This window comes from Bradyrhizobium erythrophlei (assembly GCF_900129425.1).
Taxonomy (GTDB): Bacteria; Pseudomonadota; Alphaproteobacteria; order Rhizobiales; family Xanthobacteraceae; genus Bradyrhizobium; species Bradyrhizobium erythrophlei_C.
The window spans coordinates 4,809,204-4,826,343 of record NZ_LT670817.1 but is presented as its reverse complement, the minus strand read 5'-3'; the positions used below and the strand labels follow the sequence as shown (position 1 = coordinate 4,826,343).

Sequence of the window (17,140 nt, the reverse complement as noted above, 5' to 3'; positions counted from 1 at the left end):
ACCATCTTGCTAGTGGTCCTCGCGGGCTGGAACACCTCGTTTTCACTACTCCGGCTTCTCCGGCCCGTCATAGGCGATGCCCCTGATGACAGCGGCACTGCCGAACTTCTTCCGCAGACCGTCGATGGCGCGTTCGGCGTGGGCTGAGCGGCGGTCGAGCATATCGGTGTCGTCGCCCTGCGAGCCGGGACGGAGCGCGCTGACGCCGGCGCCCATCAGGCGGAACGCGGTGCCGTCGATTTCCTTCGCCAGCATCTCGCGGGTCACGGCGAAAATCTTGGCCGCGAGCTGGGTCGGGGCGTGGATCGATTGCGAGCGGGTGCGCTGCCGGAAATCCGCGGTCTTCAGTTTCAGCGTGATCGTCAACCCCGAAAGCTCGCCGTTCTTGAGCCGCGAGGATACCTTCTCCGACAGCCGCCAGAGCGTCTTCTCGAGCGTGGCAAAATCGCGGATGTCGGTCTCGAAGGTGGTCTCGCTGGAAATGGTCTTGGCGCCGCGATCGGCCACCACGCGGCGATCGTCGATGCCGCGCGCCAGCCGCCACAGCCGGCGGCCCTCGGTCGAAAATTGCTTCATCAAATCGATTTCATCGGCGCGCTGCAGATCGGCGATGGTGCGAAAGCCGCGCTGTGACAGTTTTTCCTGGGTCGCCGGTCCGACGCCAAAGATGAAGCCGACCGGCTTGTCCGCCAGCATCGCGCGGGCCTCGGCCTGGTCGAGTGCGGCAAAGCCGCGCGGCTTGTCCATGTCGGAGGCGATCTTGGCCAGGAACTTGTTGCAGGACAGGCCGACCGAAACGGTGATGCCGATATCGCGTTCAACCTCGCGCGCGAACCGCGCCAGCACTTTCGCAGGGATCATGCCGTGAACGCGCTGGGTACCGGCAAGATCCAGAAACGCCTCGTCGATCGAAAGCGGTTCTACCAGCGGTGTCAGCGCCTGCATGGCATGGCGCACCTCGCGGCCGACCCGGACATATTTCGCCATGTCGGGCCGGATCACGGCCGCATGCGGACACAGCGCGAGCGCCTTGAACATCGGCATCGCCGAGCGCACACCGAAGGTGCGGGAAATATAACACGCCGCCGACACCACGCCGCGCTTGCCGCCGCCGATGATGACAGGCCTGTCGGCGATCTCAGGATTGTCACGTTTCTCCACGGTGGCGTAGAACGCGTCGCAATCGATATGGGCAAGCGTGAGCGAGGACAACGCGTGGTGACGAACCAGGCGAGGGGAGCCGCATTCGCCGCAGCGCCTGGCCTTGATGTCGAGATCGCCGAGGCAATCCCGGCAAAAGCAGGTTGGCCCGGCGAACTCTGGCGCGGCTGATGTCACGGAACATCGCGCTCCCAATGCGGGTCGTTCAGCGCCTGATGGGCGGCTGCAATGTTGGTGGGATGAAGTTGTGAGGCCGCCGCGAACGCCTTTACGGTTGCATCGTCGCGCAGGACGAAATCGAGCACGCTGGCCAGAAAATGCGGATCGCCGGCGGCCGAGCGCAACGTCTCCGGGCCGATCCCGCTTTCGGCCAGAAACGCCCCCAGACGCTCGGGGTCGCCCGCGATGAAGGAGAGCGCCTGAACTGCAACGATTTCAGCCACTTCCCGGGGATTGTGAACAGGCTTTTTCAACTGAAGTGTTTGCCTTTCCGTAACTTATGGTCTCTATTTTAGGGGCATCATGCCCGAGTCTGCGGAATGTGTTCAAGCAAGTGGAAGCCATTCGCATAAAGATGGCACGCGGGTTTAACGGGTTAGAGCGAATCTGGCGCTAGTTTGAATTCACTTTTTGACACGCGCGGCGGCGCCCGATGCACCGCATTCGGGCCCGTCTGTTGGGAATTGGAGGGACGGGATGGCAAAAACCGTCCTGATCGTGGAGGACAACGAGCTCAATATGAAGCTCTTCCGCGATCTGCTGGAAGCGCATGGCTATCAGACCTCGGGCACCAGCAATGGTTTCGAGGCGCTCGATCTCGTTCGCAAGCTTCGGCCCGATCTGATCCTGATGGATATTCAGCTTCCGCAGGTGTCCGGCCTCGAGGTGACCAAATGGATCAAGGACGATCCGGAGTTGCGTTCCATTCCGGTGGTCGCGGTCACGGCGTTTGCGATGAAGGGTGACGAAGAGCGCATCCGCGAGGGCGGCTGCGAGGCCTATCTTTCCAAGCCGATCTCGGTCGGCAAATTTATTGAAACCGTTCGGCGATTTATCGGGTAGGGATTTTCGATGTCTGCGCGTATTCTGGTCGTCGACGACGTTCCCGCCAACGTCAAGCTGTTGGAAGCACGGCTGTCGGCCGAGTATTTCGACGTGCTCACCGCGTCCAACGGCACCGAGGCGCTGCAGATCTGCGCCCGCGCCGAATGCGACATCATCCTGCTCGACGTGATGATGCCCGATATCGACGGGTTTGAGGTTTGCCGCCGGCTGAAGTCCAATCCGGCAACGCATTTCATTCCGGTGGTTATCGTGACTGCGCTGGACAGCCCGGCCGACCGCGTCCGCGGCCTTGAGGCCGGCGCCGACGATTTTCTGACCAAACCGGTGTCCGACGTCGTGCTGATCGCGCGGGTGCGTTCGTTGACGCGGCTCAAGATGATGACCGACGAGTTGCGCATGCGCGCGCTTACATCGCTGGAGATCGGTGTGCAGGCGCCGGAGCGAAGTGCCGTCGCCGACACCGGGAAGGGCGGGCGCGTTCTTTTGGTCGATGACCGGCCATCGTCCTATGAGCGGCTGGCGCCGGTGCTGAGCACCGAGCATACCGTCGATGTTGAAGCCAATCCGGCGGACGCGCTGTTCCACGCCGCCGACGGCAATTACGATCTGCTGATCGTCTCGCTCGGCCTCGATAATTTCGACGGCTTGCGGCTGTGCAGCCAGGTGCGGTCGCTGGAGCGGACCCGGCAGGTTCCGATTCTCGCCATTGCGGACGCCGACAACAATGCGCGGCTGCTCCGCGGGCTCGAGATCGGCGTCAACGATTACCTGCTGCGCCCGGTCGACAAGAACGAATTGCTGGCCCGTGCGCGCACCCAGATTCGCAAGCGCCGCTACACCGACCATCTGCGCGACAACGTGCAGAACTCCATCGAGATGGCGATCACCGACGCGCTCACCGGCCTGCATAACCGCCGTTACATGGAGAGCCATCTGGGCACGCTGGCCGAGCAGGCCGCGGCCCGCGGCAAGCCGCTGGCGCTGATGATGCTCGACATCGATTTTTTCAAATCGATCAACGACAATTACGGCCACGACGCCGGCGACGACGTGCTGCGCGAATTCGCAGTTCGCCTGCGCAAATCGATCCGCGGCATCGATCTCGCCTGCCGCTATGGCGGCGAGGAATTCGTCATCGTGATGCCGGAGACCGACCTGCATGTCGCCGGTCTGGTGGCGGAACGGCTGCGCCGCTCGATCGCGGGCGAGACTTTCGCGATCAACAAGGGGACAAAACGCATCGAGGTCACGATCTCGATCGGCCTGTCGACCCTGGAGCTCAAGGGCGAGGCCGTTGCCGACGTGCTCAAGCGCGCCGACACCGCGCTCTACCGCGCCAAACACGACGGCCGCAACCGCGTGGTCGCGACGGCGGCGTAATCGTCGATCGACGTAGCCGAGCCTCGCGACGGCTCTCTAATCCAGAATGGTCACTCCACGTTCCCCGGATACTGCGCAGCGCGCCGCGCCTCGCGGCGTGGCGCGCTGCTGATCCGGGGTCCATCTAACGGGATGTGGGTCCCGGATCTGCGGAGCAGCGCGAAGAGCGCTGCGCCGCGTCCGGGACAAGCGGCCATTCGCAAGCCACAAATAAAAACGGGGCCACAAGGCCCCGTTCGAATTCGACGCGTGCCGGAATCTTACTTGATCTTGGACTCGCGGAATTCGACGTGCTTGCGCGCGACGGGGTCGTACTTCTTCTTGACCATCTTGTCGGTCATGGTGCGCGAATTCTTCTTGGCGACGTAATAGAAGCCGGTATCCGCCGAGGAGACGAGCTTGACCTTGATGGTGACCGCTTTGGCCATGTTCAGAACCTCAAATATCGGGAATCGGAAAGCCGGCCGTCAGGCCTGCATTTGCCGCGCAACCTAGCCTCGATCCGTCCAAAGTCAAGGTTTTCGCGGCCAATACCTGCGCGATTTCCGGCGATTAACCCTCAAAGAAGCGGGTTTTCGGCCCTGCCAGGCCGGGATTTTCCGGAAGCGCCTAACCCTCGTACGCCTTGCGGAAAATCCCGCGCTTGGGCACGTTGGCGCTCCAAGCGGCACACAGACCGCAGGGCTGGGGACCGGGAAACGCGCCTTCGATGGATCCAATCAGACGAACGATACTGGCGACGGGCGTCGCGGCGACCGCGGTAGCCACCGCGGGTACGCGCCTGTTTGCCCAGCAGACCGCGCAAGGAGGAGCTGCCATGGGCTCGTACGAAAAAGGCGACGTCCGCATTCACTTCGAGGAGGCCGGTTCCGGTTTCCCGTTGCTGGTCATTGCCGGCGGGGGACTGAACTCGACGATCTCGGGCCTGACCGGCAGCAGTTCGCCCTTCAACCCGATGGAGGAATTCAAGGCGGAGTACCATTGCATCGCGTCGGACCTGCGCAATGCCAAGGGCGGCGAGTCCTCCGGCCCGCTCGAAGTCGACCGCCCGTGGGACGCCTACACCGATGACCACCTCGGCCTGATGGATCATCGGGGCATCGACAAGTTCCTGGTGCTGGGATTCTGCATTGGCGGCCCCTTGATCTGGAACCTGCTGCGCCGGGCACCTGATCGTGTCGTTGCGGCTGTGCTGGCGCAGCCCAGCGGATCGCGTCCGGAGATGCGCGACCTGTTCTACGAGGGCAACATGAAGGGCTGGGGCCCGGAGCTGATCGCGCGGCGACCCGAGATCACGATGGAGATGGTCGACAAATTCCTGACCAGGATGTACCGCACCAATCCCGACTTCGTCTTCACGGTGACCCGCGATTTCGTGCGCCGCTGCCAGACGCCGGTCCTGATCCTCCCCGATGATATCCCGGCGCATCCCTACGCCGTCGCCATGGAGGCCGCGATGCTCGCGCCCAAGGCCGAAGTGAGCATGTTCCCCTGGAAGGAGCCCAGGGAGCGGATACCGTTGGCGGTGCGCCAGATCCATTCGTTCCTGCGGGCGCACCGGCCCGCCTAGGCGGCAGAGTGCTTTCCACCGCTGGCGACACTCTTCACTCCCCTCCCTCCGCGCGCCCTTGCGCGTGGTGGGGAGGGGTCGGGGGTGGGGGGTAGTGCGGGGGTACGGACCGGATAGATTCCCGACATTTTAGACCGGGATGATTCCCGACAGGTTTCAGAATGCGTCGGAGGGAGGACCCTTCGATGCCATTTAGAGAGACCGATCGGATGGAAGAGCGTATTCGGATGTTTTTGGAGTACGAGAGCGGGAACTGGAGCGTATCGGAGGTGTGCCGGCGCTACGGGATTTGCCGCGACACGTTTTACGAATGGCGCAAGCGGAAAGAGAGCGGCGATCCGGCCTGGTTTCAGGACCGCTCGCATGCGCCCTGGCAGTGTTGGCAGACCACGGACGGTGCGATTGCAGAGAAGGTGATCGCGGCGCGGCGGCGATTTCCGTATCTGGGGCCGCGCAAGCTGCTGGCGGTGCTTGATCGGGATGCCCCCGAAATCGCCTGGCCTGCCGCCTCGACGATCGGGGGCATTCTCAAGCGCGCAGGCTTGGTCTCGCCGGTGAAGCGGCGCCGTCGCCCGCTCGACCAGCGGCGGCCCTGCACGCCGGTGACGAGCGCCAATGATGAGTGGAGTACGGACTTCAAGGGCTGGTTTCGCACCCGCGACCAGCGGCGGATCGATCCCTTGACGGTAGCAGACAGTCACAGCCGTTTTCTGATCGAACTCCGCATTGTCGCCCCCACTATCGAGGGCGTTCGCCCCTGTTTTGAACGGGCTTTCCGTGAGCATGGCTTGCCACTTGCGATCCGCTGCGACAATGGCTCGCCGTTTGGCTCGCGTGGCCCAGGCGGTCTCACCCGGCTGTCGGCCTGGTGGATGAAGCTCGGCATCACACCGCACTTCATCCATCCCGCCTCGCCGCAGGAGAATGGCCGACACGAGCGCATGCACCGCACGCTGAAGGCACAGACCTCGGTCCCGCCAGCCAGCAACGCACCCGAGCAGCAGGCCCGCTTTGACATGTTCCGAAAGCATTACAACGAGGAACGTCCGCACGAAGCGCTGGACCAACGGCCGCCGGCAGAGGTCTACAGCCGCTCCCCGCGCACCATGCCGCCGCGCGCGGAAGATCCCTGGTACGACGCCGATCATCAGGTCCGTCGCGTCCGCCGCAACGGCGAGATCAAATGGAAAGGCGAGTTCGTCTTTATCGGCGAGGCACTGGTCAACGAACTTGTTGGCGTTGCCGAACGCGAGACCGGCGACCACGTCGTTCGCTTCTGCGATCTCGACATCGGTCTCATCAATCGCCGCAGCCTGTTCACCCGGTTCGCTCCGCCTCGTGAGGGCTCCGGCGACCCGGGTGAACAGGCTGCTCAACCCAAACTGTCGGGGATCATGCCGGTCCAAAGTGTCGACAATCATGCCGGTTGAACCGCGGCAATCACCCATGCAGTGGTTCCAGCCGATAGACCCCCCACCCCCGACCCCTCCCCACCGCTTTGCGGGGGAGGGGAGAAGCGCTTCAAGCCTCGAAGAACCGGTTTTTCGGCCGCGGCAGGCCGAGATTTTCGCGCAGCGTCTTTCCTTCGTATTCCCTGCGGAAAATCCCTCGCGCCTGCAGTTCCGGCACCACCTTGTCGACGAAATCGTCGAGCCCGGCGGGCAGGAACGGGAACATGATATTGAAACCGTCGCAGCCGTAACTCGTCAGCCACTCCTCCATCTGATCGGCGATCAGCGCAGGCGTGCCGACGAAGGAGAGCCCGCCGTAGCCGCCGACGCGTTGGGCGAGCTGGCGCACGGTGAGCTTGTCGCGGGCGGCGAGGTCGACCATGCGCTGACGGCCGCTCTTGCTCGCATTGGTTTCGGGGATCGGCGGCAGCTGCCCGTCGGGATCGAAGCCGGAGGCGTCGGTGCCCAGTATGACCGAGAGCGAGGCGATAGCGCTGTCGTAATGCACCATGCTGTCGAGTTTTGCGCGTTTCTCTCTGGCTTCCTCGACACTGTCGCCGACCACCACGAACGCGCCCGGCAAGATCTTGAGGTGGTCGCGGTCGCGGCCGAGCTTGTCCATGCGGCCCTTGATGTCGGCATAGAGCTTCTGTCCGTCGGCGAGGCTGCCGCCGCCGGTGAACACGGCCTCCGCGGTCTCCGCCGCAAGCTGTCTGCCGTCATCAGAAGCGCCGGCTTGCACGATCACCGGCCAGCCCTGCACCGGGCGGGCGATATTGAGCGGGCCGCGCACGCTGAGATATTTACCCTTGTGATTGAGCACATGCATTTTGGCGGGATCGAAATACAGCCCCGCTTCGACGTCGCGCACGAAGGCGTCGTCGGCGAAGGAATCCCACAAGCCCGTGACCACGTCGTAGAATTCGCGCGCGCGGCGATAGCGCTCGGCGTGCTCCATGTGATCTTCGAGCCCGAAATTCAGCGCGGCGTCCGGATTGGACGTGGTGACGATGTTCCATCCGGCGCGGCCGCCGCTGATGTGGTCGAGCGAAGCAAAGCGGCGGGCGACGTGATAGGGCTCGTCGAAAGTGGTCGAACCGGTCGCGATCAATCCGATATGCTCGGTGGCGCCGGCCAGCGCCGAGAGCAGTGTGAACGGCTCGAACGAGGTCACGGTATGGCTGCGCTTGAGCGCAGAAATCGGCATGTTCAGCACGGCCAGATGGTCGGCCATGAAGAACGCGTCGAACTTTCCGGCCTCCAGTTTCTGGATCAGCCGCTTGATGTGCGCGAAGTTGAAATTGGCATCCGGCCATGCGCCGGGATAGCGCCACGCGCCGGTATGAATGCTGACCGGCCGCATGAACGCGCCGAGCCGTAACTGTCGTTTTGCCATGGCTGATTCCTAGTCTTATTGCTTGGGTAGAAATAGGCAGCCGTTAGGGCAAAGCCATCGCATGTAAGAGGAAGATTATTGCGTTTTGAGAGTCCGTTCGGCTGAATTTATCTCATGGCCGTCATTCCGGGATGGTCCGAAGGACCAGACCCGGAATCTCGAGATTCCGGGTTCGATGCGTCGCATCGCCCCGGAATGACGTGGAGGGGCAACCATCAAGCCGCTCCCGGCACATCCTTCTGCATCTTGCCGCCATAAAAATGGAAAAACGGTACCGCAGCGTCGTGGCAACAGGCTTCCGATTCGACTGTCAAACAGCGAGAGGGTGTGCGTCCGCATTCTCGCGGCGCGATGCGCCCGAGCTTTGCGTCGATTGCCGCCCTCGATAACAAGAGGGCGCAGGGAAAGCCGGGTGCGCGCTGCACCCGCGGTCTCGCGTGCAATAGTGCACAAGAAAACGCACACGAGCATACAGGTTCAGCGGAGGCAATCCGGCCTTCCCTGCGCGATGGTTTACGGCTTATTCCGCGCTCTCCCCGGTGATCGGCTTTCTTGCCACCGTCATCCCTGAGAAACTTGTTTCTCAAGAACTTGACACCAGCGTCGGGGTGTCAGGACCACACGGCTTCACTGTCCGCCACGGCAGCATTCGTCATTTGCCGCCATCGCGTCCACCGCATCCCACCGCACGTTCGTGACGATCGCGAGCCGCCCCTCTCATCGGGTAGGATGGTTTTGCATGTAGACTGATTTGCGATTTCTGAAAAACAGAATATTTTTCGCGAAGGGGCTTGACCGGGTTTTGAGTGATTTGCCCGGCGGGTTGATGTGTCGCGGCGAGGGCGCGAGATTTCGCTTGCGCGCGAGGCGAAGCAGGACTCGTAGGATGGGTTGAGCCCTTTGCGAAACCCATCGATGAATGAATAGCGGTTGAATGGGTATCGCTTCGCTCACCGATCCTACGATCCATCAATTTGACGTCATTGCGAGGAGCGAAGCGACGAAGCAATCCATTTCTCCGCACGGCGCTATGGATTGCTTCGCTGCGCTCGCAATGACGCGTCTGGCCTCGCAGATTACTTGACCGAGAGCGTGTAGCCCGCATGCGCGCAACGACACGCGGGAGCTGTGTCGATGCAAAGATCCCGGATATCGCTGCGCTCATCCGGGCTACGCTTGCATCGCTGACGCGAAATGCGCGCGACTGCCCGGCGCGGTGCGCGGCGAGAGCCTCTTCGGCCTGCGCATCAAGCTTTCCGGCGCGCGGCGTAGGAGCGCGTGACGACGGAGAACTCGCCTTCGAAAGTCGCAGCGAGCAGGACGCCGCTGAACGCCGCCCAATCTGGTGCAATCGGTAGGAAGCGGACTTTCGGCGGCGCCGTCCTATCTATTGGACGGTGACGATCAATTTGCGGAAGCCGCGCAGGATGTTGCTCAGCGCGCGCTCTTCCACCTCGACATGGAAGCGTGTGACCTTGCGCGCAAGCGTGGTGAACAGCGCCCGCATCTCGAGCTTGGCGAGGTTCATGCCAAGGCATGCGTGGGGACCGGCGCCGAATGCCATGTGACGCCCCGCATTGTCGCGCCGAACGTCAAAGCGGTCCGGGTGAGGGAACTGTCGCGGATCGCGATTGGCGGCGCCGTAGAAAACGATCGCGCGGGAGCCTTCCGGCAGCGAGACGCCGTCCAGATCATAGTCGCGGGCCACGTAGCGCGAAAAATCTTGGATCGGCGCTTCCATCCGCAGGATCTCGTTGATTGCAGCCGGGATCAGCGACGGATCATTGCGCACCAGATCCCACTGATCGGGGTGATTGGCAAACAACCACACGCCGCTGGAGATGCCGAAGACGGTCGTGTCGAGGCTCGGCCCCATATAGTCGATCATCAGGCCCGGCACTGCCTCGGACGGCACCTCGCCGGCGGCGGCCGCATGATGGATCGCCTCGGCCCAACTTCCGGGCTTCAGCTTGCCCGGAACGGCCTGGGTGCGGGCATATTCCATCATTTCGGAGAGCACCGGCATGGCGTTGCGTGTACGTTCGTTCATCGGGCCGAAGCAGTTGAACAGGCCGATGCTCCAGTCCATCATCCGCTCGCGCCCTTCCTCCGGAAGACCGATCGCGTTAGAGACGATAGTTACCGGCAGATGGGTTGCGAGCTCCGCGGTCGCGCAAAATCGCCCCTTGCTGCACAGCCGCTCTACGATTGCTTGCGCCTCGTGTTCCACCTCTTCGCCAAGCGATGCGAGCGCGGCCGGCGTAATCGGCCGCATCACCACCTGGCGTAATTTCTTATGGGCGATGCCATCGCTACACAGCGTGTTGCCACGCAGAAGCTGGTTCATGTCGTCATTCATCATGACGCCGAACGACGATGGGAATGCCTGCCAATCCCGCAGCGCCTTCGCAACAGCATCATAACGCGTGAGGGCAAACATCCCGTATTTTTCGAGCCAAACGACCGGCCCCATCTCTCTCAGCTCGCTGTACAGTGGCCAGGGTTTCAGCAGGGCTTCGTCTGCATAAGGATCCAGTGTCGAGGTCAGCGCTTTGTCTGCAAGGATTGTGGACATCCGCAACTCCAGTGCCGGTAAGAAACCGCGCGTTATGGGCGACGACGCCTCAACGGTGGATGGTGCGCGCTACGAGACCATTTCAAGGTTGGGAAACAGCGTTACGGTCGTAATATCCTGCTTTGTAGACGCCATTGGTGCTGGTGGGAGCCCTTGTCGCTTCCTGGCGCATTTCGGTTGATCGTGCTCGACGCGAAGGTCCGCATCGGGTCAAACTCGGAAGTGGTGAGCCATTCGCGGACAGTCCGCTCCACCCCGATGAGCCGACATCGTCAGACCGGGCTGACTGGTCCGCACGGATTAACGCTATGACGCCTGAAGAAGCTCTCGCAACATTTTATAGCTCGTTGAGGGATCAGACGAGGTTGAAGATGCTCACGCGCTGCAAATCTTTTTGCAGAGCATCAAGACACTGCCCGCGAAGGGGTTGGGGCGCTCGAATTGTCGCTCCGACTATCCGCTAACGACGCAAAGAAGTTTCTTCTTGGAAGCGCGTAGGGCGCAATAGCGCAGCGTATTGCGCCGATCGGTATGCGGTATGTAGGCATGGCGGATTACGCCTTCGGCTCCAATCCGCCCTACGAGCTATCAATTTGACGTCATTGCGAGGAGCGAAGCGACGAAGCAATCCAACTTTCTCCGCACGGCGCTATGGATTGCTTCGCTGCGCTCGCAATGACGCGTCTGGCCTCGCAGATTACTTGACCGAGAGCGTGTAGCCCGGATGAGCGCAGCGACATGCGGGAGCTGTGTCGATGCAAAGATCCCGGATATCGCTGCGCTCATCCGGGCTACGCTTGCATCGCTGACGCGAAATGCCTCACAAATCGCGCGGCAGCCCGGTGTGGTGCGCGGCGAGAGCCTCTTCGGCCTGCGCATCAAGCTTTCCGGCGCGCGCGTCCCGCTCAATGGCAGCATCGAATTGCGCCGCGTCGAAGGCCTCGAACCACGCACGAAACCGCGCGAGTTCGCGCGGCGCAAGTTGCTCGACGGCCTTTTCGATGTCTTCGGCGGTGGTCATGACCGAGATATAGCATTTAGGCGAGGTGCGGAAAAGGGCGGAGGGCGCAATGGCAAGCGTGTTGGGCCGATCCAAGCCTAATTGGCGGAATACGCTACGCTATTCCGCCCTACGAGCTGCACGGTCGCCGAGCCATCCGCGACAGCGCATGACCTCTCTGACATGTGCGACGAGACGCTCGCTCTGTTCATCCGCTTCTGGCTGACCACCACCCCCGCCGCTCCCCGAACCGGCCGCCAAGGCTGCACGGGCGCAGGCCGGGACACGCTACGACAAATTCGTCGCTGCCCTAGGAGGACGGTTCATTCAAGGACCGAAACTCAGGCAAGAAATTCCGGAGAAGGTAGACATTGAATCATCGGAGCTGGTCGCCAGAAGGATCGCGATCATCCCACCAGCGACGCCTGAGACCAGGCCAGCACTGGGCCCTTCGTTATTTCTTCAAAGACTTCATGAAAGCCACAAGACGGATCACGTCGCTCGGAACAAGGCGGCCGATCGCGCGGCTCGAGTAAACCGCATTGACGATGGTTCCATCCGGAGCAAGTACAAACCCTGTAGTCTCCAGGAAATGCCCTCTCGTCGGAAATTGCATGTCGTAGGCGCCAGTCGCGCCGACAACTGTCTCGACGTTAGCGGAGTGCGCCAGCTTGAACGGTATATGATGCTTCTCGACGAATTCCGCCGTCGCCGCTTCACTGTCGACCGAGAAGGCCACGACCTTGATACCCGCTTGCGAAAGCGCATCGGAGGCGCTCGCAAAGGCGGTCATCTGCTCATTGCAGAAGGGGCACCAGTGACCACGGTAGATCAGGATCACTCCATATGATCCGGCAAGATCACTCGGAAGGTTCAGGATCCCACCGCCCACGGCGGGAATTTCGAGTTCAGGGAAGAGTTGGCCGTTCTGCAGGTGCTGAGTCATGGGTGCATCCCTATGTGTGGACTAATCAGTCCAGACATGCGATAGCCAAAATGGACTGTCCAGTCCATTTTTAAGGTGCAAAGCCGATGAGTAGAAACGCAAAGTCGGGAAAGCGCACTCTGACCTCGAGAGGAGCGGCGACCAAACGGCGCATTGTCGAAGCAGCCGCCGAACTGATCTATGCGAAGGGCGCGGAGCGCGTAAGTCTCGATGAGGTGATGGAAGCGACCGGGGCGAGCAGATCTCAGCTTTATCACTACTTCGAGAACAAGGACGCCCTTGTGCGCGAGGTGATCGAAATTCAGACTAGCCGCATTCTGGCAGCCAATTCCCTGCATCTTGAAAGCCTCGACTCCTTTGAGGCTTTGCGGGTCTGGCGCGACGCGATGATCGCGGCGAACCGGGCCGAGGGTGGTGTCGGAGGTTGTCCGCTAGGCTCGCTCGCCAATGAACTCGCTGCACGCTCCGAAGAGGCTCGACACCAGCTTGACCAGAGCTTTGCGGCCTGGGGGGCGGTCATTGAAATGGGCTTGTGCCGTATGAGGGAAAGGGGACAGATCAGGATCGGCGCCGACCCAAAAGCGATGGCCGTAGCGGTATTGGCTGCGATTCAAGGTGGCATCCTCCTGTCAAAGACGGCTCGCAGTTCTCAGCCATTGGAATTGGCGTTGGACATGGCGCTCAGTCACGTTGAGCGCTACGCCGCGGAGCTACCAGCGAATTAAAGCCTCATGAGCGGTCTTTTGGGCCTCCAGCAAGGAATACGGACGGTACCAATCGACGCCGACGACAAGGTGTTTCGTTGCCATCAAGGTTCCTCGCTAACTCTAAAAATCCCAGCGCGTAGGATGGGTTGAGCCCTTTGCGAAACCCATCGAGGATTGAATAGCGGTTGATGGGTATCGCTTCGCTCAACCCATCCTACGAGCTGGCGCATCTATCTATCGTCCGTCATTCCGGGCGCGCGGCAGCGCGACCCGGAATCTCGAAATTCCGGGTTCGATGCTTCGCATCGCCCCGGAATGACGGGGAGGAGTCACCATCAAGCCGCGCCCAGCACATCCTTCTGCATCTTGCCGCCATAAAAATGGAAAAACGGCACCGCGGCGTCGTGGCTCAGCGGACCCGACGCGAGGCGCTTTTCGAGTTCGTTCAGGACGTTCCGGGTCATCGGATGCAAATCGGCCAAAGGCTTCGATCCCAGCTCGACCCAGACCAGTTCGACCAGCTCGGCGTCGGCGTGGATCACGCCGTCGACATGATGGGTGATGGTCGAAGCGTCGGCGGTGAAGAACCTGGTATCGAAGCGCCGAACACGGCCGGGCGGGGTGATGGCGCGGGCGATCAAAAACAGTCCGGACGGGTCGGGCAACAGGCCGGCTTCGGTGAAAGGCTTCCACGGGCCTTCAAGATCAGGCGTGGCGCCATTGCTCTTGCGCCCGAGACAGAGGCCGGTTTCTTCGCAGGCCTCGCGGATCGCGGCGATCGCGAGCGATCGCGCGCGCGACGGCGTGATCTTCGGACTGCCCTTCAACAGATTGGCCTCGAGCGCGCCGGGAATCGGCGCGGCAACGGGAATGCGGTTGTCTGACTTGTCGACACGCCCGCCCGGAAAGACGAATTTGCCGGGCATGAACACCACCTTGTCGTGGCGCTTGCCGACCAGGACTTTTGGGATGGCCGCGGTGCGATCGACCAGGATCAGCGTGGCGGCGTCAACGGGTCGGCGGTAGGGGTGATGATCGGCTTCTTTCTCTGCTTGTTCTTTTTCAACCTTTTCCGTCTCGCTCATTTCGCTCCCACCGACCCGTTCAAGCTTCCTGGTTATATGACCGCGATCTACGGCTCAGGATTTTTCTCGTCAAATCCGTGCATCCGCAACGCCCACTGGATTCCGACCACGGCGCCTTTCACCGGTTGCAGCAACAGCAACGAGGCGACCAGCGTGACCGGCAAATAGATCGCAAGCTGCAGCGCCACAGGCGGCGAGTAATTGGTTTCGATCAGCAAGGCCGTCGGCACAACGATGTGGCCGACGATGACGATGACGAGATACGCGGGCAGGTCGTCGGCGCGATGCGGCGTGAAATCCAGGCCGCACACCGAACAGTTGTTGTCGACTTTCAGGAAGGCACGGAAAAGTTTGCCCTCGCCGCAGCGCGGGCAGCGGCCACGAAATCCGCGCTTTATCGCGGTCCAGACGTCGCGCTTTTCAGCTGATGCGGAATCCCGGGTCCAGACCTTTGTCTGTGTGCTCACGGTTTCCATGATTTGCCTTTCTTCGATTTGCCGGACTTGTTGCCTGACTTGGCCTTGCCTGGCCTGCGGTCTTTCCGGCCCGGGGCGCGGCCGGGATGCGCATTGGCTTGCGGCTTGGAAATTGCCGTGCGTTTGCGCCCGCGGGGGGCGACGGTGCCTTCCGACAGCAGTTCGAACCGCAGCGCGCCGGCTACCGGGGCTGCTTCTACCAGACGCACATCGACGACGTCACCGAGCCGGTGCATGGCACCGCTGCGTGTGCCGACCAGCGCGTGGCGTGTCTCATCGTAATTGAAATACTCGGTGCCCAGCGTGCGGATCGGGATCAGGCCGTCGGCGCCGGTGTCGCTGAGCTTGACGAACAGCCCGGCGCGGGTGACGCCGGAGATGCGGCCCTGAAAAGTAGCTCCGATGCGGTCGGCGAGGAAATGCGCGATCAGGCGATCGGCGGTTTCGCGCTCCGCCTTCATGGCGCGGCGTTCGGTGACCGAAATTTGCGCGGCGACTTCGCTTAAGGCTTCCGCCGTCTCGGTTTCCGGCAGCGCGCCTTCGCCAAGTCCGAGCCCACGGATCAAGGCGCGATGCACGACGAGGTCGGCGTACCGCCTGATCGGCGAGGTGAAATGCGCATAACGCCGCAGGTTCAGGCCGAAATGGCCGTAATTCTCGGCGGCGTATTCGGCCTGGGCTTGCGAGCGCAACACCACTTCATTCACCAGCGGTTCGGAATCGTGCCCCTTGACCTGCGCCAGCACGCGATTGAACAGCGAGGGACGTAACGCGCCGCTTTTCGCAAACGGCAGATCCAGGGTTTTCAAGAATTCCTGCAGGTTATGAACCTTCTCCAGCGTCGGTTCATCGTGCACCCGATAGATAAGCGGGAGCGCCTTCTTTTCAAGCATTTCGGCCGCGGCGACATTGGCAAGGATCATGAACTCCTCGATCAATTTATGCGCGTCCAGCCGCTCCGGTACCACGACACGGTCCACCGTGCCCTCGGGCTTCAAGAGAATTTTGCGTTCGGGAATGTCGAGGTCGAGCGGATCGCGCTCGTCGCGCGCGCGCTTGACGACCGCATAGGCGTCGTACAGCGGCTTGAGGATGGGATCGAGCAGGGGACCCGTGGTATCATCGGGCCGCCCGTCGATTGCCGCCTGGGCCTGCGCGTAATTCAGTTTCGCGGCCGAGCGCATCAGGATGCGATGAAAGCCGTGCGAGCGCTTGCGGCCGTCATTGCCGACAACCATCCGCACCGCCAGCGCGCCGCGCGGCTCGCCCGGCACCAGCGAGCACAGATCGTTGGAGATGCGTTCGGGCAGCATCGGTACCACGCGGTCCGGAAAGTACACCGAATTGCCGCGCGTCAGCGCATCGCGGTCCAGCGCCGATCCCGGCCGCACATAGAACGCGACGTCGGCGATCGCGACAGTGACGATGTAGCCGCCCTTGTTGTTCGGATCGGGATCAGGCTCGGCATGAACCGCGTCGTCGTGATCCTTGGCGTCGGGCGGGTCGATGGTGACCAGCGGCAGGTCGCGCCAGTCCTCGCGGCCTTTGAGGGTTGCGGGCTTTGCGTCCTCGGCTTCGCGCAACGCGGCGGGCGAGAAGGCCTGCGGTATCTCGTGCGCGTGAATCGCGATCAGGCTGACCGCTTTCTCCGACGTCAGCGATCCCAGCCGCTCCTTCACTTTGCCGGAGGCCAGCCCGAAACCGCGCGAGCGGACCAGATCGACGCTGACGAGATCGCCATCCTCGGCGCCGCCGGCGTCGGCCTTGGCGATGTTCAGTTCACGCCCGGCTTGCTTCTTGTCGACCGGAATAAGCCGTCCGCCGCCCCCAGACAGGGCGCGAAAGATGCCGAGCACGCGGGTCTTGGCGTGATCGACCACCTTGATGACGCGTCCGCCGTACACGGTGCCGGCCTTGTCGCGTTCCTCCAGCTTTTCGATCCGCAGCAGCGCCCGGTCGCCGACGCCCGCGGCCGTACCCGGCTGCGGCCGGCGCGCGATATGGATGCGGATTTTCGGCGGCTCGCCGCTTTCGACCTCGTCCCATTCGGCCGGCGTCGCGATCAATTCGCCGTCGCTGTCGCGGCCGGTGATGTCGGCCATCAATGTCGCGGGCAGCGCCGCCGGCTCCTTTATTTTCTTGCCGCGCTTCTCGATCGTGCCGTGGTCGGCGAGCTCCCGCAAAATTCGCTTCAGCTCGGCGCGGTCGGCATTCTTCAGGCCGAACTCGCGCGCGATCTCGCGGGTTCCGATTTCTCCGGGATGCGCACGGATGAAGGCGACGATGGCGTCCCGCTCTGGAAAAACCTTGTCGCGCTGCCTGGCCACT

General features: G+C 62.2%; 15 protein-coding genes and 1 pseudogene. 6 read left to right on the top strand and 10 right to left on the bottom strand.

What is annotated here, in order from left to right; genetic code table 11:
- Positions 1–45 precede the first annotated feature (45 nt).
- Both B5527_RS23040 and B5527_RS23035 read right to left on the bottom strand, forming a co-directional pair.
- Complete coding sequence (locus B5527_RS23040) at positions 46–1,338, bottom strand: DNA polymerase IV (RefSeq protein ID WP_079603588.1); 1,293 nt, start codon at positions 1,336–1,338, stop codon at positions 46–48.
- Positions 1,335–1,634: a DUF3572 domain-containing protein gene (locus tag B5527_RS23035; protein ID WP_079603587.1), complete on the bottom strand. Its 300-nt coding sequence runs from the start codon at positions 1,632–1,634 to the stop codon at positions 1,335–1,337. Before B5527_RS23035 ends, B5527_RS23040 begins: the two co-directional genes overlap by 4 nt.
- Before the next feature lie 223 nt (positions 1,635–1,857).
- Here B5527_RS23035 and B5527_RS23030 point away from each other — a divergent pair, with 223 nt between their 5' ends.
- Together B5527_RS23030 and B5527_RS23025 are read left to right on the top strand one after the other, a co-directional pair.
- Complete coding sequence (locus B5527_RS23030) at positions 1,858–2,223, top strand: response regulator (RefSeq protein WP_079603586.1); 366 nt, start codon at positions 1,858–1,860, stop codon at positions 2,221–2,223.
- Between the two features lie 9 nt (positions 2,224–2,232).
- A complete protein-coding gene (locus tag B5527_RS23025) occupies positions 2,233–3,606 on the top strand; it encodes a PleD family two-component system response regulator (protein WP_079603585.1) in 1,374 nt (457 codons plus the stop codon).
- Positions 3,607–3,866: 260 nt separating this feature from the next.
- Here B5527_RS23025 and rpmG read toward each other — a convergent pair whose 3' ends face one another.
- The gene (rpmG, locus tag B5527_RS23020) at positions 3,867–4,034 is read right to left on the bottom strand and encodes a 50S ribosomal protein L33 (RefSeq protein ID WP_079603584.1); all 168 of its coding nucleotides are present in this window, start codon (positions 4,032–4,034) and stop codon (positions 3,867–3,869) included.
- A 281-nt stretch (positions 4,035–4,315) separates the two neighbouring features.
- Here rpmG and B5527_RS23015 point away from each other — a divergent pair, with 281 nt between their 5' ends.
- Positions 4,316–5,176, top strand: a complete 861-nt coding sequence (locus tag B5527_RS23015) for an alpha/beta fold hydrolase (protein ID WP_079603583.1) — start codon at positions 4,316–4,318, stop codon at positions 5,174–5,176.
- 209 nt (positions 5,177–5,385) lie between these two features.
- Positions 5,386–6,606 carry an integrase core domain-containing protein gene (locus B5527_RS23010; protein ID WP_245332226.1) on the top strand — a complete coding sequence of 407 codons (1,221 nt, stop codon included), beginning with the start codon at positions 5,386–5,388 and terminating at the stop codon, positions 6,604–6,606.
- A gap of 91 nt (positions 6,607–6,697) precedes the next feature.
- Here the strand turns inward: B5527_RS23010 and B5527_RS23005 are convergent, their stop codons facing one another.
- The 3 genes from B5527_RS23005 to B5527_RS22995 all read right to left on the bottom strand — a co-directional run bounded on the left by B5527_RS23005 (position 6,698) and on the right by B5527_RS22995 (position 11,619).
- Positions 6,698–8,023, bottom strand: a complete 1,326-nt coding sequence (locus B5527_RS23005; RefSeq protein ID WP_079603581.1) for an LLM class flavin-dependent oxidoreductase — start codon at positions 8,021–8,023, stop codon at positions 6,698–6,700.
- 1,387 nt (positions 8,024–9,410) lie between these two features.
- Entirely contained in the window at positions 9,411–10,370 is a 960-nt protein-coding gene (locus tag B5527_RS23000) for a cytochrome P450 (RefSeq protein WP_172842631.1), read from the bottom strand.
- Between the two features lie 1,048 nt (positions 10,371–11,418).
- A complete protein-coding gene (locus tag B5527_RS22995; protein ID WP_079607442.1) occupies positions 11,419–11,619 on the bottom strand; it encodes a hypothetical protein in 201 nt (66 codons plus the stop codon).
- 171 nt (positions 11,620–11,790) lie between these two features.
- Between B5527_RS22995 and B5527_RS46520 the strand changes: the two are divergent.
- A pseudogene (locus tag B5527_RS46520) lies at positions 11,791–11,965 on the top strand (CopG family transcriptional regulator); the annotation flags it as partial.
- A gap of 87 nt (positions 11,966–12,052) precedes the next feature.
- Here B5527_RS46520 and B5527_RS22985 read toward each other — a convergent pair.
- The gene (locus tag B5527_RS22985; protein WP_079603579.1) at positions 12,053–12,544 is read right to left on the bottom strand and encodes a peroxiredoxin family protein; all 492 of its coding nucleotides are present in this window, start codon (positions 12,542–12,544) and stop codon (positions 12,053–12,055) included.
- A gap of 86 nt (positions 12,545–12,630) precedes the next feature.
- Between B5527_RS22985 and B5527_RS22980 the strand changes: the two genes are divergently transcribed.
- Positions 12,631–13,269 (top strand): TetR/AcrR family transcriptional regulator, encoded by a 639-nt coding sequence (locus tag B5527_RS22980; protein ID WP_079603578.1) that lies wholly within the window; start codon positions 12,631–12,633, stop codon positions 13,267–13,269.
- A 317-nt stretch (positions 13,270–13,586) separates the two neighbouring features.
- Here the strand turns inward: B5527_RS22980 and B5527_RS22975 are convergent, their stop codons facing one another.
- The 3 genes from B5527_RS22975 to rnr are packed head-to-tail and all read right to left on the bottom strand — an operon-like array spanning position 13,587 to position 17,139.
- Positions 13,587–14,336 (bottom strand): NUDIX hydrolase, encoded by a 750-nt coding sequence (locus B5527_RS22975; protein ID WP_079603577.1) that lies wholly within the window; start codon positions 14,334–14,336, stop codon positions 13,587–13,589.
- A gap of 47 nt (positions 14,337–14,383) precedes the next feature.
- Positions 14,384–14,812 (bottom strand): DUF983 domain-containing protein, encoded by a 429-nt coding sequence (locus B5527_RS22970; protein ID WP_079603576.1) that lies wholly within the window; start codon positions 14,810–14,812, stop codon positions 14,384–14,386.
- A complete protein-coding gene (gene rnr, locus B5527_RS22965) occupies positions 14,800–17,139 on the bottom strand; it encodes a ribonuclease R (protein WP_079603575.1) in 2,340 nt (779 codons plus the stop codon). Before rnr ends, B5527_RS22970 begins: the two co-directional genes overlap by 13 nt.
- Position 17,140 lies beyond the last annotated feature (1 nt).

Excerpts from the sequence above, each read along its gene's own strand:
- B5527_RS23015 (WP_079603583.1), top strand. The coding sequence starts at position 4,316 with ATGGATCCAATCAGACGAACGATACTGGCGACGGGCGTCGCGGCGACC.
- B5527_RS22985 (WP_079603579.1), bottom strand. The coding sequence starts at position 12,544 with ATGACTCAGCACCTGCAGAACGGCCAACTCTTCCCTGAACTCGAAATT.
- B5527_RS23010 (WP_245332226.1), top strand. The coding sequence starts at position 5,386 with ATGGAAGAGCGTATTCGGATGTTTTTGGAGTACGAGAGCGGGAACTGG.
- B5527_RS22995 (WP_079607442.1), bottom strand. The coding sequence starts at position 11,619 with ATGACCACCGCCGAAGACATCGAAAAGGCCGTCGAGCAACTTGCGCCG.
- B5527_RS22975 (WP_079603577.1), bottom strand. The coding sequence starts at position 14,336 with ATGAGCGAGACGGAAAAGGTTGAAAAAGAACAAGCAGAGAAAGAAGCC.
- rpmG (WP_079603584.1), bottom strand. The coding sequence starts at position 4,034 with ATGGCCAAAGCGGTCACCATCAAGGTCAAGCTCGTCTCCTCGGCGGAT.
- B5527_RS23005 (WP_079603581.1), bottom strand. The coding sequence starts at position 8,023 with ATGGCAAAACGACAGTTACGGCTCGGCGCGTTCATGCGGCCGGTCAGC.
- B5527_RS22980 (WP_079603578.1), top strand. The coding sequence starts at position 12,631 with ATGAGTAGAAACGCAAAGTCGGGAAAGCGCACTCTGACCTCGAGAGGA.
- B5527_RS23025 (WP_079603585.1), top strand. The coding sequence starts at position 2,233 with ATGTCTGCGCGTATTCTGGTCGTCGACGACGTTCCCGCCAACGTCAAG.
- B5527_RS23000 (WP_172842631.1), bottom strand. The coding sequence starts at position 10,370 with ATGAACCAGCTTCTGCGTGGCAACACGCTGTGTAGCGATGGCATCGCC.
- B5527_RS23030 (WP_079603586.1), top strand. The coding sequence starts at position 1,858 with ATGGCAAAAACCGTCCTGATCGTGGAGGACAACGAGCTCAATATGAAG.
- B5527_RS22970 (WP_079603576.1), bottom strand. The coding sequence starts at position 14,812 with ATGGAAACCGTGAGCACACAGACAAAGGTCTGGACCCGGGATTCCGCA.